Origin of the sequence: Pedobacter ginsengisoli, from assembly GCF_002736205.1 — a bacterium.
Classification (GTDB): domain Bacteria; phylum Bacteroidota; class Bacteroidia; order Sphingobacteriales; family Sphingobacteriaceae; genus Pedobacter; species Pedobacter ginsengisoli_A.
Genome location: NZ_CP024091.1, coordinates 786,623 through 803,517, shown reverse-complemented (window position 1 = coordinate 803,517; position 16,895 = coordinate 786,623). Strand labels below are relative to the sequence as shown.

The following is a 16,895-nucleotide window of genomic DNA, read 5'->3' as shown; positions in this document are numbered from 1 at the left end:
TATAACCGATTTTTAAAGTATCAATCTTAAACAGATGCCTGCAAACAACTTTAATATCCCCGGATTATCGAAGCAAGAAGTGATTGCCTCAAGATCAAAAAATGGCGATAACCGTTTAACCTCTAAAAAGGAGTATGCGCTTATAGATGCCATTAAAAACCTGGCAAAAGAACCAATGGTTATTTTACTGATGGCGGCCGCGGTTATTTACCTCATTAGCGGTCAATCGTCAGATGCCATTTTTCTGGCATCAGCAGTTATTTTAGTAGCGGCTATTTCACTTTATCAGGACTCCAGAAGCAGAAATGCTTTGGATAAACTGAAAACCTACAGTCAGCCACATTGCAAGGTCATCAGGGATGGTCAGACCACCGAGATTAAAAGTGAAGAAATTGTAATCGGTGATTATCTGATCATTGAAGAAGGTACCTCTGTTACCGCCGATGGCAGTATTGTTCATTCTAATGACTTCTCTGTAAACGAGTCTATACTTACCGGGGAATCCTTTGTGGTATATAAAGACAAAGACAGTACCGATCACGAGGTTTTCCAGGGCACCACTGTAGCCAGCGGGCTGGCCATAGCAGTGGTCACAGCGATTGGAAATGGTACCAAATTGGGAAAAATTGGTAAAAGTCTGGAAGATATCAAAGAAGAAAAGACACCACTAGAAATTCAAATCAACAATTTTATCAAAAAAATGGTGGTTGCCGGAGCAGCCGTTTTTTGCATCGTATGGGGCATTAATTACTTTAATTCCCTCGATGTACTGGATAGCCTGTTAAAGGCACTTACCCTTGCCATGAGTATATTGCCAGAGGAAATACCGGTGGCCTTCGCTACTTTTATGGCACTGGGGGCATGGCGCATGATGCAAATGGGGGTCGTGGTCAAACAGATGAAAACCGTAGAAACGCTGGGCAGTGCGACGGTAATCTGCACAGACAAAACCGGAACAATCACCGAAAACAAAATGAGTCTTGCCAGACTATATCTGTTAGCATCCGATAAAATAGCAGCTCCTGACCAGGACCTTAATGATGCAGAAAAAGCCCTGATCCGAATGGGGATGTGGGCCAGTGAACCTATTCCATTCGATCCAATGGAAGTCGCCTTACACCATGGTTATGCTGAAACTACATTCTCCGATGAACGCCCGGACTATAAAATGGTTCATGAATATCCTTTAGGTGGAAAACCGCCCATGATGACCCACATATTTGAAAATAAAAGCGGGATACGGATCATCGCAGCTAAGGGCGCCCCTGAAGCCCTGATTGCGGTATCGGAACTTGAGGCTTTTGAAAAAGAAAAGATTACAATGGCTGTTAACTCACTTGCCTCACAGGGATACCGCGTCCTGGCAGTAGGCCAATCGGATTATACGGGATCTCAGTTTCCGGATCAGCAGCAAAAATTTAAGTTTAAATTCATCGGTATGCTGGCCTTTTATGATCCGCCCAAACAACACATTGAGCAAGTATTAAAGGATTTCTACCAGGCTGGAATTGCCGTTAAAATCATCACCGGGGATAATGCGGCAACCACCACCGCTATTGCCAGACAAATCGGGTTCAAAGGGTACGAAAAAAGCATCAGCGGTGATGAGCTTATGAAAATGCCGGAAAAAGAACTTCAGCGCACTGTAATGCAAATGAACATATTTTCCAGGATGTTTCCGGATGCGAAGCTCAAAATCATTAACGCCTTAAAATCAAACAATGAAATCGTTGCCATGACCGGTGATGGAGTAAATGACGGTCCTGCCCTGAAAGCCGCACATATTGGGATTGCAATGGGAAAAAGAGGCACAGAAATCGCCAGGCAAGCCGCTTCATTGATCCTGCTGGAAGATGACCTGGCCAAAATGGTAACTGCTATAGCAATGGGCAGAAGAATCTACACCAACCTGAAGAAAGCAATTCAATATATCATCTCTATTCATATCCCTATTATACTCACAGTATTCATCCCATTAGCCCTGGGCTGGGTTTATCCAAATATCTTCTCCCCCATTCACATTATATTCCTGGAACTGGTAATGGGACCAACCTGTTCCATTATTTATGAACATGAACCGATAGAGCAAAACACCATGCTTCAGAAACCGCGTCCTTTTTCTACCACATTTTTCAGCAGCAAAGAGTTGACTACAAGCATCTTGCAGGGATCAATGATCACCGCAGGAACCCTTTTCATCTATCAATTTGCTGTTGAACATGGTTATAGCGAAGGCCTCACAAGATCCATGGTATTTACCTGTTTAATCGCGGCAAATGTATTACTCACTCTGGTTAACAGATCTTTCTATTATTCTCTACTTACTACCATAAATTACAAAAACAACCTGGTATTTCTCATAATTATGATCACTATACTTATTTCAGGTGCTATTCTCTACATCAAACCATTAACAGTATTCTTTGGATTTCAGTCACTTAGCTTAATCCAGCTGTCCCTTAGTATCGGCATCGGATTCTTATCCGTAATCTGGTATGAATTTGTTAAGTGGAAAAAGAGGCTTCAGTCGGTAACATAATGTTGAGTCATCGTAAATGCCAATTTTCCTACTGAAGTTTATAAAGATTTTCCAAAAAAATATTCATTCTAGAATTGCTTGTCAATCTATTATTAAGTTATTAAATAATATTTCATTGTGGGAACAACAATCAATTTTCATCCTTTTAGAAGAAATTGAGTAGCATACAAACTGTATATTTATATATCCGGGTAAAGACATATGAACAGGCTACAAAAGGATACTCAAAACCAAAGAACTTATACAAAATGGAGAAATTGAAAATGAAGATTTCCTGATTATTAAGAAAGACTGTGAGCAGAGTATCATGAGTATCTACAAAGCAGTAGGAATACCATGTTTATCAAAGAAATGGTAGTTTTAGCATTAACAAGAGAAAGACGTAAAACCCTAAAAAACAAAATGTTAAATCACAAGAAACACTAAGTTTTCTAGTAAACTTTGCTAGGTTGACTATAGAAAATACGAACTGTCGTTAATAGTACATACAAAAACCTTAGTATTTGGATCTATGAAGGTGTTCGAATCCCATGTCCCTCTTACAATTTTCAGAATTTCAATGTTGCGTCCTCATTCTTTCGTATCAGACAAAAAAAAGCAACATATTGAAATACAGAAAATTAACTTAAAAAATATTTCTAGACGCTTAAATGAGATTGCTGAGTAATTTTATCTCTTCTATTTTTAGAAACTCAAAAACAAACACAATTCATTCGTTTTCAAATAGATATAAAAAAACCGGAAAAGTGTTCTAAAAACAGACACTTTTCCGGTTTTGCGGGGTAGCCGGGAGTCCCTTGCAACACCTAGAGGTTATTTTGTCGATCATAATGGAAGTTTATAACAAAAAATGAGAGATCAGTCTGACAGACACACCAAATGCATAAAGCGATTACATTCTAATACCGCGCCAAGTTAGGCTTCCAACATATCTACAGTACTAAAAAACAAATTAGAGTGCTAAAAAATAGAGTTAGCTCTAAATTTAAGACTAACTCCAACCAAGTGCTCCCAGATATATTTCGAACACACCAATTCCTTAACGATTTGAAGGTAGTTACAGACATGGGAAAATACATCGATGAAATGAAAAATAGGCGGTTAACATATTTTCAAGGTGATTCTTAGGGGAGCAATTACCGTAAAAATCGTCATCCCACATGGGAAATTTATAAAGACTTGATTTCCCACATGGGATAATCACTGAATCCTCTGAAGTGCTCCACTTTCGAACTGAACTCAAAAAAACTATAGATGATTTGAAGAGCTAATTTTATTGACTAATTCAGGTGCTTTAGAAACATATCCCTTTTCATAATACCTATCATGTCTGACGCAGGCGAATACCCGGCAGATTAACTTGAACTTGATGGCGTTTATGATGGACATCTTATTCTTTTTATCCACTTCCACACGCCTTTTATAATAGGCTCTGATTTCTGGATCAAATCCAATACAAGTTCTAACTGCATTATGCAGCAAGGATTTAATTTTTTTGTTAGCAACAGGTGATACACGAGCAGTTTTCTTTACGCTCGTTCCCGAATCATATGTAAATGGAGCTACTCCGCAGTAGGACGCAAAAGTTCTTGCTGTTGTTATCGATTTAAACTCATTGGTGTGAATGAGCATCTGTAAAGCGATTACATCACCTATCCCCATTACAGAAAGCATTACTTTCATCAACCGATTGCAACTATCATCCTCTGTCCAGAGTGCTTTAATCTTTTGTTCAATGTTTTTCACCAATTCATTGACATCTTTTATGGATTGGTTACAGAGTCGAATGTTTGTCAGGGAGATTTTTTCATCTATAAATCCATCATCCTCATTCAAAGGCGTGGTCATCATTCCGCTGATCCTTACCATCCTCTCCCGTAATGTTGACAGGCTGCTCAACTCATCTATTATTTTCCGTCGCGGCAACCACAATTTTAGTTCAGGAAGGTTTTTGATGAGATAGCGAGCAATCCTGGCTGCATCTAGTTTATCATTTTTACCCCGTATGATACCAAGGGAGTTTTTTATCCGCATCGCGGGTTCAACGACAACTTTACCCCTTAATTTTATTAACGTGTTCATCAGTACTAAACCATATACTCCGGTAACCTCCATGCCGAAAACAGCACTGCCCATTTTAAATCCGGAAATCTCCTTAAGGCTTGACACAAATTCTTTAATAGATTCAATATTATTGGAAACCTTTCCGTTTATAATACTTCCTCCTCCATAACGTATACAGTAATTAAATGTCGCCTTAGAGACGTCTATGCCTATGAAATATTTGATAAGGCTAAGCTTCTTTTCTCTCATACAGTAATTTGAAACAACAAATCACTCGAAAGTCCTTGATTCTGCTCTAGGCTTAAATCTTTACATGATCAATAGGTCGCTTCTTCCATGATATAATAATCATCTTTGAGCTTAAAATCGTCCATAGTTTTGCCTATCATGATGGATAAGTCTTTCTCCAAAATGTTTATATCAGTGGTTGAGTGATTTGTTGATACAATTTAAAGAAAATTTATTTGATATATTAATTTGGTCAATTGGAAAACCGTTAGTCAAATAAGCACACCCTTAGTCTCCCAAATCCCATGTTCAAAATAACAAGAGTAATTATGGAAGAGATACCTACAGTAAATAATACTGCAAATACACCAATAAAAATTTCAGAATACCTGCCCTATTTGAGTTCAGTAATCACTTTCCTACGTGTTTTTAGATTAACGATAGCTTGGGGATTTTAAGTAAATGTGATCAACTAAACCTACCTTTATTTTAATCAGACTGCTATTTTGTAGAAGCTTAATTTGCACATGTAAATAATAATACCTATCATCAATTGTAATGAACCTAAAAAACCGAAAATGCGATTGAATGATGTAAACCCCCTAGATCAGATTCCTGTACCGGCAGTTCCCATCATACTTATTCATACCGATTCTTTTATTGAAGAAATAAAAAATGGAGCTGAAAGTTTCAAACGGTTATTTAAAATATCATCTTTAGATACTACTTCCATCGTCTTTACGCCAACAAACGACCCTCGTGTCAACCAAATCCTCCAGGAACAGGAAGTGGATCTCGCAAGCTATTATCTTCAAGGCAATCAATACATCGTAAAAAGCAATTATATCCATGCGTTGTTCTCTTACGAAACCGAAGAGGAGGATGCAAAGAATTTTCTGCGTGAAAACGGATATACTTTAAACGATAGTATGCTTATCGGCAATCGGTATTTTCATTATTATGTATCTACCCTTATCAAAAATGCCACTCCGATTGACAAAATATTAGATGTATTACAGGTATTCCATGTTAAAAACGGGATTTTCAAATCTGACCGAAATGCCAGCATCGGCCAATTTTTCTATGATTTGATTGCCGTTAACAAACAGCTCCCCTCCTATAAAAACTTGTTTATACACTTCAACCATCTAAAAACCGGATACCCGGATGACTTTGACACTATAGAAAATTTGCTGCAAAGTCTAAATGACAGGATGATACTTATGAACAAGGCCGTGATTGAGCTAAAATACCAATCATTGCGCACAGTAACTAACAATGCCTCCACTGAGGTCATGTATCACCTGAGCTACTTTGTGGTACTAGTGACTGGTGTCTATGATAACCTTGCCTGGATAATCAATTACCTATATGGATTGGGTTATTCTTTGGAGCATATCAATAGAACTAAAGTCAAACTACAAAATGTACACAATCCAACTAATAAGCCAACTGAAGCATACTATAAAAATCTCTTGCATAAAGCACCTGGCATCTGCAAATATTTACTCAGTGACAAAATATCTTGTCTGATAGATTTCATCTATCCATTACGCGATGCGATACAGCACCGAAGTTTCATTAAGCCTTTGACCGTTAGCAAGGTCTCATCAAGCAAAAAGAGCCCTGTTAAATTATTAATTCAGTTTCCCAAAGATGTGAGAAAGATCTTGCATCGTCACTTTTCTCCAATAGCATTCGGTTTTGAAGAAGATACCTCCCGTTCTATGAGGCGGGACTACTATGACATTCATATTTTTAGCAAGACCCTGCATTCGGAAATCATCGACCTTGTAAATATCATATGTGCGAGAATTGATTTGAGTGAGCTTATAATGCTTAGCCCGGAACAGCAGAACAATATCGAAAATGCTATAAAGAATTATGAAAAAAATCCTTTCGTTGGATTAAGTGTCCAGCAGGACATGGCTTATTGAAAAGACAAACAATTTTTAAGGATCACTTTATATCCATCCGCAGCATGCATATTGGCCGACCATAAATATTTTTGAATTAACGCATCAAGGTGAAGTTTGAAGCCTCCTGCATCAACATAATGTAGCTGATGTAGACTGGAAGCATGAAGAATTCAATCCCTACATTTTAAGTATTCAGAATTTTAAAACTGAGTTTTATACATTTCCAGATAAGAAATTCTCTACAATGATCAAATGCTGGCTTCAAAGCGTTATTGGTCGACAATGGTATGTCTTTTATAGATACGAAGCCATTTGAAGCAATGACGATCACCGAATTTGGCAATAAATTCATCCATTTTATCATGCGTTATCCACAGAGTCCAAAATGTCAATTGATATTGGAAGTACCAAGTAAAGTATACTTTAGGTAATCTTGAACTGTCATTAGACCGGCTTATTAAACTTCGAAATGGTTAACATTATAGTCACAAACTAATTGGTAGTGGCTCCTCTGTAAAATCTAAATTTCAGAGGTAATAGTTTGAATAAAAAGAACTTTCGATATAATATTCAAATCGTTTGACTAATGCCGATTCAGGAACCTCTAGATCTTTAAGAAGCAAATAATTGATCAATACTCTACAAGATTCTGTTAAATGCATGAGTTCATCTCCAAAAGCTACATTTTTTTTGCGCTTTGAATTATAGTGTGTATAATAATTCCTTGAATTCTTTACTTTAATGATAAACTGCGAATCATATTTATAGTCAAAACTGATATGGAAATTCATGGTCCTGGCTACCAACCTTTTCAATCTATGATCTAAGGTAAATTCGTTTTTGTATTGCAGATATTCTTTCACCTCCTTTTTATAGATCTCGGGGACACCGGCTATAATTTCATCAAGTTTGTTTTTGAAATCCTTTTCCGGCATAACTGTGCCTGGAGACTTAAACGCATCATAAATTTCTAGAACACGGATCAGATTTAAAAAATTATTTTCTGTAAAAGCGCCTCTATGAAAGTAATCATGAAAAACAAGATTAAGAATGTGCTGAGCATTATTGGCTAATTCAAACCATTTTTTAAAAAACGAAGATAAATTAGTTCCAATATCATTTTTAGTGATCAGAAACTTGTGCAGATGATCACTCGAAGAATACTCAAACTTGTTAAAAGGAATTGCCCCATAAACCATCGTACCCAAGAACTTATTTTGTTGGAATCCCTTTTCATCCGTATAAACACGCACAGCTGAAACATTGGCTCCATCCCTAGACAAAAAAGAAACGAGTTGCTGGAAATGCAGAATATACTTGAAAAATTGAGCCAATGCTAACCCCTCCTTATTCAGGCAGACAAAATGTACAAGCGAAAATTCATGCAGATTAATTTTGTTCTTGTTTTCTGTTGTGGGGAGGAAACACTCAAATTGGATATGTATTTTGACCTCTTCGTTAAGGATACACTCAATCTCTTCGGGCGCGTTATAGGTGATGGAAAATCCTGTATTAATTATATCCCTTTTGAAGCTTTCAGCACTAATCCATTTGTCAAAGAGTGGAACATGAACTCCCAGAATTTGAAATTTCTGCTCATCAAATGGTTTGTAGAACTGATCACCATAAAGCATAATTTTCACATCAAAGGAACCTGAAAAACCACTGCATTGGTATAATGTTATCCTTTCATTATAGCTACCTATGCCATGGATAATCGGGTAATTCTCCATATCGATACTATCGTGCCGCTTATTGGTTAGTTGCCTACCATCTGGATCAGTGAGGTGCAATTCAATTATGAAGTTAGTTACACGAACATATCCTTGCACTTTTTTTTGCTCCTCAGGCAGGAACCATACGCCATAATAGGTGTGATCTGGTGTTTCAGTCATAATAACTAATCTATTAGCATAAATCTGAGTAAAAATATCTTTAAATCTGAGATTATGTTCTGATTTGTTTAAATACAACAAGATAGGGATAAATTTCATGTTGCGATTGACCTAATTTATTGTTTAAACAATAATAAGGGAGTAAATTTATGATGTCCACTCTACAACATTAACCAAGAAAATACTTGAAATATATTTTAGCCAACGTAGGCTCGAATTCAATCTGTAACTGCTTTTCTAATGATATCCTGATCTCATTTTTTCCTGCTAGTTTCTCTAGTATAAAATCCTGATCAACAGCAATCAACCAATCTACTTCGAAACTATTGTAATCAAAACCCATCGGGTTAACTGCCCAGGCTTCAAATGGGCAAAGATTCTCAAGTATTGATAATTGCTCTTCGTTTAGACAAATATTATAGGCATAAAGTTGGTAAATTAGATTAATCATAATCACATTTTTAAAATCAGCTTTTCCGTTTGCTATTCCACCAAAACCTTGACCCTTTGATTGGTTGACAGATCTAAGGTAAATAGGAAGATAGGTCTCATCAAGCGTTACAATGTCAAGTGCCAGCATTTCGATAAGAAGAAAGTCATTAAAGTTGTTAGTCAGATAAGCATTTAATTCCCTAAGTAGCCGAACCTTACCATCATCATCAACAATGTGGTAAAGGAAGATTAGGTGTTTTGGATCTGCCTTACCATTGCTATCCATAGAATTTGCTATCGCCCTATGAACTAGACTTTTATCCTCAAGCACTCGATCCGGATAAAATTTTCTATAGGCCTTACACAAAGACCGGATCAGGCTATGGTATTTATGCTCACCATAGGAGCTGTTGTTAATTGCATGATTAAATAGTTCCAATACCTGAAACGGTTTAAATATCGCTCCATGCTTTTCAATAAAAAGGCCCAATTCTTTGAGATCCGTCCAGCTCAAGATGTTCTCGGTTTTAACAAAACTCAAGATCGGCCTAGCGAGGATAGCCACATGATCTGTATGTAAATCTATTTTCGAAAGTACAGTAAACATATTACTGAAAATGCTCGTAAAGTTATCCTGAAACCGATAGTTAGACAATTGGGCAACAAGAAGTGGTTCGGTCATATCAAAGCCCATAAACCCTTCTCTGGCGAATGAGTTTAATAACTTCTCAGCTTTACTTACAAGCTCTCCCTGCGCAGAAGAATCGACTGTAAGATCAATGTTTCTCAGAATATTTTGAAGTTCTTGGGAACTAACATAAATGATCGCTTCAGCAAGGTAAAATTCGGGAAAATTAGGAAGTATTTTTTCCGACGACGTGTAGCATAGGACAAATGATTTAAAGATCTTGGTCACAAGTTGAGTGAATTCAGAAAAAGCATCGTAGACAATCCTGTTATTGTGAAAGTGTGAATAAAGGAAACGGTATTTTGTATCGATTTCATGAATGTTGCCGTTAGTCCCTTGGGATTTCTCTAATTTATCCAGTTCAGCAGTTACAAACTCCTTAATTTTGATGAATATTTTGTTCTCTTTAACTTCGATCAGGTAATTGCGTACATCCCCGTCCACATAAATATCCAGCTCATTGTGTATGCTTCTATCAAGATCTATGCTTTTAATGTCGCTCAGGATTTCTTTCTCCTGCGGATCATCACTATCGGTTGAAATCAGATTGTAAAGATAAATCTGATTAATTTTTGAAATAAAGTACTGTATTTTTTTATCCTCTTTTCCTTTAGTATTGATGTCTGTGTTTTTGTACTGGAAATAAGCTTTTCTATAATTATCTGTTGAAATAAGATAGTTTCCATATGCAAGTTCTAATGAGTCCATTGTTTGCCTTTGTTCTGCATCCTTCAGTTTTTTTATGAAGTGGATAAAATCAAAGCTTCTTAAAAGACAGTTCACACACTCGCATTTGTCTATTTCAGCACCTTTTGTTGGCAGAATGATCAGTTCTTTGTCCTGTATATGGTGGAAATGCCGTAAGCTAAACCCTATGGATTTTAGGGCTCTTTTTTTTAGGCTATTAAGATCTAACGGAGCACAAACGTACTTTATCATGCAGTTGTGAAGCCTTCTAAAGATATAGTGAATCTTCTCTTTGGCCTCGACAACTTTCAGTCTTTTGGTTTCACGAATAAGATTGTCACTGAGAATAATGTCGTCATTAGTTAAACTAAGTTGCTCAAAAAGAGAGGTGACAAGTGGATTTAGAATTAGTAGTCGACCTTTTTCGAAGTGCCAAACATGATCTTCAATAGTTTTGAATGGAGTAACATTGCACAAAAAGTTGGGATCCACGAAACCTAGCCCTTCAAATTTGTAGATGGCATCGTAAAGTTGATCAATGATATGTTTCTCGGATTGTTTCCGCTGAATTCTCTTTTTTCTCAGATCAAACAATTTTTCTGTGGCAGATTTATCGCTGTGCGTCAACCGATCTTTATGAAAAAGAAATAAAAACTCTTTAAGAATATCTTCTTTATTTAGGTCAGCTAGGTTAAAAACCTGATATTCCCCTGGCTGGAGTAATGATAAAATCTGATCTCGGTAAAATTGGAGACAACGACCCATTTACAGTTCCCCCCCATTTTAGAAGCGTACAAGAAGGCCTGACTAACAGGTGAGATGTTAAACGCCTTTCTATTTTGGGGTGTATCCAGGGAAGTATTTGCATCCTTAATCTCAATCACTACTTGAACATCATTATCTATCCCACTTTCATTGATATGGAATATTCCCAGCGCAGCATCTGGTTTAGTAGCATCAACCTTAGATTTGAGTTCTTCCCTGATCAACCAGTTACTTGGATTCTTATAATTGAAGCCAAGAACGTCACCAAAGATTTCGAGAATAAATCTGGATTTGGTTTCTTCCTCCTTGACAGCATTAAGTCGTTTCGATCTCAGCATAGCTATCCAGGTGTCAATAATTTCCTTTTTTCTGTAAATATCTGTTTCAGACTGAAGCCGGAAGTCTTTTAAATATTGTGATAAGAATGTTTGTGAAAATATCGCGTTCCCCATTTGAGTAATATTACAAATAAATATAGTTTTTTCTAATTAGGTAAGCGACTGTAGTTAAAGTCATAGGAAATAAGGATAAATGAATGACGGAATTTATTATTTTTATGTTTTAGTTAATTGACATGGGTAAAAATGAACGTCTTTTCAGCGTGTTCTCGGAGAATTTAAAAAATAACTTTAAGCGGTTTGGGTTGAAGGTTCAACATCTGGAAAGTGATGTCCTGGATGCATTGTACATATGTCCAATTTCACTTCGTTGTTATACTATTGAAGGTTCTAAGAACCGTGATCTGACAATAGAACATGTTCCGCCTGAGAGTTTAGGAGGGAAAGGCATTGTTCTTACAAGTAAGGAAGCAAATAATATGGACGGACAAACTATGGACAAAAAATTGTTGAATTATTTTAAAAGCGAAAATTTTAAAACTGGTGCGGGCGAAATTGATGTAGTGATTTCCTCAGATCAGCTCGAATTCAATGGTGTTAAAGCAAAGTTCACTGTAGGGGAAAAGAACGGAAAGCCTCTGGTTAAATTATCTTCATCCATGCAAAACATTAAGGTTCTTGATTTTAAGGGCCTTTTTGAGAATTGGGATGGTGGTAAATTCAATTTAAAATGGCAACAGCAGGTAAATATAGATAAGAAAGCCTTGTTGAAATGCGCCTATTTGACTGTATTTTCAAAAATTGGATATGAATTAATTTTTGATTCAGCAGGGCTGAAAAAAGGCACCTACGGTATGCTAATTGATTATTTACGTTCTTCTGTATTAGAGATTGACTTTCCCATTGTATACATAAATCAACACGCGCCATTGAATAACTCGACAGTCGGTGTGATTACAGCTCCTTCAGAATTTGCAACTTTCGTAGTAAACCTTACGTTTAAACTGAATGGAAATGAATTTAAATATGCTGTTTTCTTGCCGCATCCAGACTGCACTAATCTTTCTAACCTCAAAAAGCTGGAGGAACTGATAACGACGGGAGACCATACATTTAATTTTAAGATTGCTGAAGTAATGCTAGATATCTGTTCTTAAAACCACAAACTCAGCATTTAAGAAAGTATAATCTGGACAAGCCAGCGAATAAATAATGGCTCCTCGCTCATGCTTAAATTTAAGCCTCTGCACCAATGATCGAGTAATTTATAGCCTAATGTATGCATCAGACTGAACACCTTGTCATCTCATTGAAATCATAATTTCCACTGACACCTAAAAAGCTAAAACTCCAACATGACAATAGACAAAAAGGAAGCCGGCATATCAGCGTTGAAAATGCTATTTTCTACAATACCCTACGCAGGGCAATTGCTCAACGAAATAATTTTTGACTATCGCGGACGAATAAAACAAAACCGCCTTAACAATTTCACAGAACTTTTGTCCGATTTTTTTAATATCCATCCTGATATAGACCTTGAAAACCTAAAATCTGAGGATTTCAGTGATGTTTTTGAATTGGTGATCATCAAAGTCGCAAATACAAAATCACTGGCTAAGCAAAAAAGATTCAGGGACATCTTAACCCATCACATTCTTTATCCAAGATCCAGTACCGACAATGCAGAAATTTACCTTCAGCTAGTGGCTGAGCTGAATGAGACTGCCATTAATATTTTAAGCCAGTATCAAAGATTCAGTATCGAAAGTCAAAAAATCAGCCAACAACTGCAAGAACTTGACAAACGTAGGCAATGCCTGGCCAGCTATCACACCAACATCACCAGCGATCAACTTGACGAACAGAATCAGCGACAGATTGAAGAACAAATTGTAGACATCGACAAACAGATCGAGGCATTAAATACATATAATGAAAGTATCCAGGACTTTAAGAAAGCTGAATTCTACCAAATCACAGAAGGGGAATTTTTATACAATAAGCAAATGCTCTCAGCAAAAGCACTGCTGGTAGATAATGGCATGTCCTACTTTGACATCAAGCCCTTTCAGGCAATGTCCATTACTGAATTTGGAGACCTGTTTATCAGATTTATATTGAATTGATCTAATCGATCGCCACTAAAACATAAATTAATATCAGTATAATCTAAAAACACTTGATGCCCATTAGGGCCGCTCCAAAAAATTGATAGCGACTCCCTAATGGGACTTAAGTTGTAATTAAACTCTAGCTTTAAATTAATGGTATAACTCCTCTCTACTAAATAGACTAGATTGTTAAATGTGATCAGTATTAAAGGGTTCTGTTTTCAAAATCTCCGTTTCCAGTATTTTCACATTTTCAGTACTGCCAATCCGGTAATTGGTCTGCTGTTCCATTTCCTGTATAGCATCTGACAAGCTATCCAGCTAACTCTCTCCCTCTACACGAATGCTAAGTATTAAATGAATTGTTCTCATGCTGATGATTGATATTTTTTACATTTCTGACTCTTGAAACCAGTATTTCCGTTTCAAGGATATTGATATTGGCCGTATCCGACAAACTCATTTTGGAATGATTTTCTACCTCCCGAACGACTTCTGAAATCTGAGTATGGCTCGTATACACCTGCACACGCACCATAATAAACAAGGTTTCATACTTCATAATGGTAATCCGTGGTTGTTTCTAAATTCCCTGAACTGATTATAAAAAGCAGTGGGATTGTCCCGCTCAAACTCCTCTGCATAGCCCTCCCAGTACATCTTATCCAAAAATTCTACAAATGCGTCTAACATGATCTTTCTTTTTTAAATGAATAAATAAAGCACCTCCCGAACACATCGGGAGGTAGCCCGCATTTACAGGTTTAAGGAAATTTGCGCTTCCACCTCTGTTAGTTTTTCAGTACAAAGACCTTTGATGTTTTTGGATACCTGATCAATAATGAAAGGATTTTTAGTACTGAATACATTTCCGTTGTCATCCGTGATTTTCAGTTCACAACGCTGAAAATGATTCAGATTTGTTTCTTCGGCTTCATCCTCCTGTAAAATCTCAAAACCCTCTAAATTGTCAATCGTCACGATCAGCTTTTCCCTTTGGTTAGAAAGCCTGTTCAGGTCTTTAATCTTCTTTAAAGTCTGCTCCAAATTCAAAGCAGGTTTCTGCTCTGCCAAAGCAGCCTTAATTTCCAGTTTGCTGGGCTCGGTCGTGGTTACTTCCTGCGAAGCCACCACAGGATTTTCTGATTCTTCCTCTTTACCCACTACCTTCTCTTGAGCTTTCGCCACCACGTTAACCGGATTACCGGCCACGAATTTTGGGGTTTTGTCTGCCTGAACTGTGTTGACTACTTTAGCCGGTCCGTTGTTTTTTACATTAGTTTCCATTTTAAAAATGATTAAGTGTTTAAACCCTGCTTACTACCTTTCGGCGGGAGCCATTCCTGGCTTTTTGTTAAACACCCTCTCCTGATTTAGCAGGGAAGACAGACAAGGCTTTTGGAACAAAAAATACTACCCAAGCGCAGCGCAGGTGTGGAGATTATTTTTCCAAAACCAGCGGAGCAAAGCGAAGCCGCCTTGACTGACGAAACTGCGGATCAGAAATTTGTTGCACAAACAGCCTAATCCTTCCCATAACAAAAACCTAATCCACATTTCATTCGGGAAAAAGCAAAAAACAACTCAGTTCCCCAAATCAAAGAAACCTGAAGGGCGGCCCGGCTTTTTATAGAGATATACCGTTTTGTACCGTACCGGTGTTGCTGCCGACAACCGCAAGGCCAGTTCCATCGCCGCCATTACCGTACTGGATTTAGCTATTCCCATCCCCTTAAACTGGCACAGCTCAGCAACGGACATAACAGAAAGATTTTTAAGGCTCCCCCCTGCGCCATTCAATATTCTTTCCGCTAACTTAAGCGCAGACTCATTTGGAGAACCGGAACCAATCAGCATCGCCAACAGTTCACTATTCTCCATTTCCGATCGGCCACTGGTCGCCATCTTTTCCCGCGGCCTTAACTCAGGTGGCATCGCTTTGATACAACCTTCCCCCTTAAACTCTTCATGCAGCTGCTTTACCGTCACAAATCCCTTCCCCTGATAAGCCGCAGAACGAAACAAAGAAGCAAATGCAGAGATAAAATCTTCGAACTGGTTCTCAAAAATCACAAATGACCAGCGCTTATAACTGCCATTCCCCTGCTGCTCACTCCTAGTAAACTGCACATAGTTACTATTGTTACCGGCTAACTTAAAGTCCAAAAAATAATGACGCCTGCCGCGTGAGAAAGATTCTGATGCTAAGATTCCATTTTTATTCATGATGCTATTGATTTGATCAGCCCAAAGCTCTGCACCTGAATTGCAAACAATAGGTACAAAATCACATTACCCGATCCCTATCAACCAAACCCGATCTGAATTTCCTTTACCCGATCTTAAACAGGTTTACGAGATAATTCCGATATTGTATGAATCATCCTAACCAGCATGAACATATCATCAACTGTTAAAACCTGCGAACTGTGCAAAAAACCACTCCATGGTAGACTTGACCAGCGATTTTGCAACGACACCTGCCGGAACCAATACAACCGTTCAAAGCGGCAGTTTGAAAAGGTAACACCACATCCCAACGCAACCGCGATCTTCAAAATCATTAAAACCAACTATGAAATTTTAAAGAAAGGCATTCCAGGTCAAATCCCCGAATACAATGCTTTCACCTGTGACACAAAAGACTTCATCGCAAGTGGGATAAACACAAAGTTTTATACCAGCTCATTTAAAAGTGGCAAAGAAGAATGGTTTTGTGTGTTTGACTATTGTTATTCCTTCCAAAGCGAAGAAACCACTCAAATTCTCCAATTACGCAACCAGGCAGACTTATAAATCTGTTTGACATCTACCTTCACATCTGTAAAAACCATGCAACTGTATATATGACCCGGATAGAAGCATTTAATAAGATCAATAGATACAATTACCTGGTAGGTCGAAAAGTTGGTCAGGATTCTATTGCTGCAATTATGCCAATACCAATCGACCCAAATATAACAGTAGAACAGATTTTCACCTCCATTTTTAATGACCTTCCGATCGACAAAACATTCAGCAAGTTCTCAAAATTCAAAATAGCAGTGATTTTTAACTACCAGAAATTTCTCGACCATGGAGAAGTGATTTGGAAGGACCTTGATCAGGTCTTAACGATGCTGGACATAAGGGAATGACCTTCAATTACTGATCAATTGAATGGATTACCAACATCATAAACTTAGACAAAGCCAAGCCAGATAGGAAGGTGAACATATGCAAAGAC

Annotated in this window: 14 protein-coding genes; 6 read left to right on the top strand and 8 right to left on the bottom strand. The window is 37.5% G+C overall.

Annotated elements, in window-relative coordinates; genetic code table 11:
• Positions 1–34: 34 nt before the first annotated feature.
• Complete coding sequence (locus CPT03_RS03330; RefSeq protein WP_099437512.1) at positions 35–2,539, top strand: cation-translocating P-type ATPase; 2,505 nt, start codon at positions 35–37, stop codon at positions 2,537–2,539.
• Positions 2,540–3,787: 1,248 nt separating this feature from the next.
• Here CPT03_RS03330 and CPT03_RS03325 read toward each other — a convergent pair.
• A complete protein-coding gene (locus tag CPT03_RS03325) occupies positions 3,788–4,852 on the bottom strand; it encodes a transposase (protein WP_099437511.1) in 1,065 nt (354 codons plus the stop codon).
• A gap of 557 nt (positions 4,853–5,409) precedes the next feature.
• Between CPT03_RS03325 and CPT03_RS03320 the strand changes: the two genes are divergently transcribed.
• Positions 5,410–6,768, top strand: coding sequence for a hypothetical protein (locus CPT03_RS03320; RefSeq protein WP_099437510.1), 1,359 nt, complete (start codon positions 5,410–5,412; stop codon positions 6,766–6,768).
• Positions 6,769–7,277: 509 nt separating this feature from the next.
• On the opposite strand, the gene CPT03_RS03315 is transcribed toward CPT03_RS03320, so the two are convergent.
• The 3 genes from CPT03_RS03315 to CPT03_RS03305 all read right to left on the bottom strand — a co-directional run bounded on the left by CPT03_RS03315 (position 7,278) and on the right by CPT03_RS03305 (position 11,669).
• Positions 7,278–8,645 carry a HEPN domain-containing protein gene (locus tag CPT03_RS03315; RefSeq protein ID WP_157766334.1) on the bottom strand — a complete coding sequence of 456 codons (1,368 nt, stop codon included), beginning with the start codon at positions 8,643–8,645 and terminating at the stop codon, positions 7,278–7,280.
• A gap of 169 nt (positions 8,646–8,814) precedes the next feature.
• On the bottom strand, positions 8,815–11,079 hold the full coding sequence (locus tag CPT03_RS03310; RefSeq protein WP_099437508.1) for a hypothetical protein: 2,265 nt from the start codon (positions 11,077–11,079) through the stop codon (positions 8,815–8,817).
• A 59-nt stretch (positions 11,080–11,138) separates the two neighbouring features.
• Positions 11,139–11,669 carry a hypothetical protein gene (locus CPT03_RS03305; protein WP_099437507.1) on the bottom strand — a complete coding sequence of 177 codons (531 nt, stop codon included), beginning with the start codon at positions 11,667–11,669 and terminating at the stop codon, positions 11,139–11,141.
• 122 nt (positions 11,670–11,791) lie between these two features.
• On the opposite strand from CPT03_RS03305, the gene CPT03_RS03300 reads away from it, so the two are divergent.
• Together CPT03_RS03300 and CPT03_RS03295 are read left to right on the top strand one after the other, a co-directional pair.
• On the top strand, positions 11,792–12,712 hold the full coding sequence (locus CPT03_RS03300) for a hypothetical protein (protein WP_099437506.1): 921 nt from the start codon (positions 11,792–11,794) through the stop codon (positions 12,710–12,712).
• Positions 12,713–12,910: 198 nt separating this feature from the next.
• Positions 12,911–13,684, top strand: coding sequence for a hypothetical protein (locus CPT03_RS03295; RefSeq protein WP_099437505.1), 774 nt, complete (start codon positions 12,911–12,913; stop codon positions 13,682–13,684).
• A 331-nt stretch (positions 13,685–14,015) separates the two neighbouring features.
• Here CPT03_RS03295 and CPT03_RS03290 read toward each other — a convergent pair whose 3' ends face one another.
• The 4 genes from CPT03_RS03290 to CPT03_RS03280 all read right to left on the bottom strand — a co-directional run bounded on the left by CPT03_RS03290 (position 14,016) and on the right by CPT03_RS03280 (position 15,895).
• A complete protein-coding gene (locus CPT03_RS03290; RefSeq protein WP_099437504.1) occupies positions 14,016–14,231 on the bottom strand; it encodes a hypothetical protein in 216 nt (71 codons plus the stop codon).
• Positions 14,228–14,362, bottom strand: a complete 135-nt coding sequence (locus CPT03_RS23230) for a hypothetical protein (protein WP_262497713.1) — start codon at positions 14,360–14,362, stop codon at positions 14,228–14,230. The genes CPT03_RS03290 and CPT03_RS23230 overlap by 4 nt, the downstream gene beginning before the upstream one ends.
• 63 nt (positions 14,363–14,425) lie before the next feature.
• Entirely contained in the window at positions 14,426–14,956 is a 531-nt protein-coding gene (locus CPT03_RS03285; protein ID WP_099437503.1) for a hypothetical protein, read from the bottom strand.
• Positions 14,957–15,253: 297 nt separating this feature from the next.
• Complete coding sequence (locus tag CPT03_RS03280; RefSeq protein WP_099437502.1) at positions 15,254–15,895, bottom strand: UPF0758 domain-containing protein; 642 nt, start codon at positions 15,893–15,895, stop codon at positions 15,254–15,256.
• A 168-nt stretch (positions 15,896–16,063) separates the two neighbouring features.
• Here CPT03_RS03280 and CPT03_RS03275 point away from each other — a divergent pair, with 168 nt between their 5' ends.
• Positions 16,064–16,465, top strand: a complete 402-nt coding sequence (locus CPT03_RS03275) for a hypothetical protein (RefSeq protein ID WP_099437501.1) — start codon at positions 16,064–16,066, stop codon at positions 16,463–16,465.
• A 50-nt stretch (positions 16,466–16,515) separates the two neighbouring features.
• On the top strand, positions 16,516–16,806 hold the full coding sequence (locus CPT03_RS03270) for a hypothetical protein (protein WP_099437500.1): 291 nt from the start codon (positions 16,516–16,518) through the stop codon (positions 16,804–16,806).
• Positions 16,807–16,895: the final 89 nt, after the last annotated feature.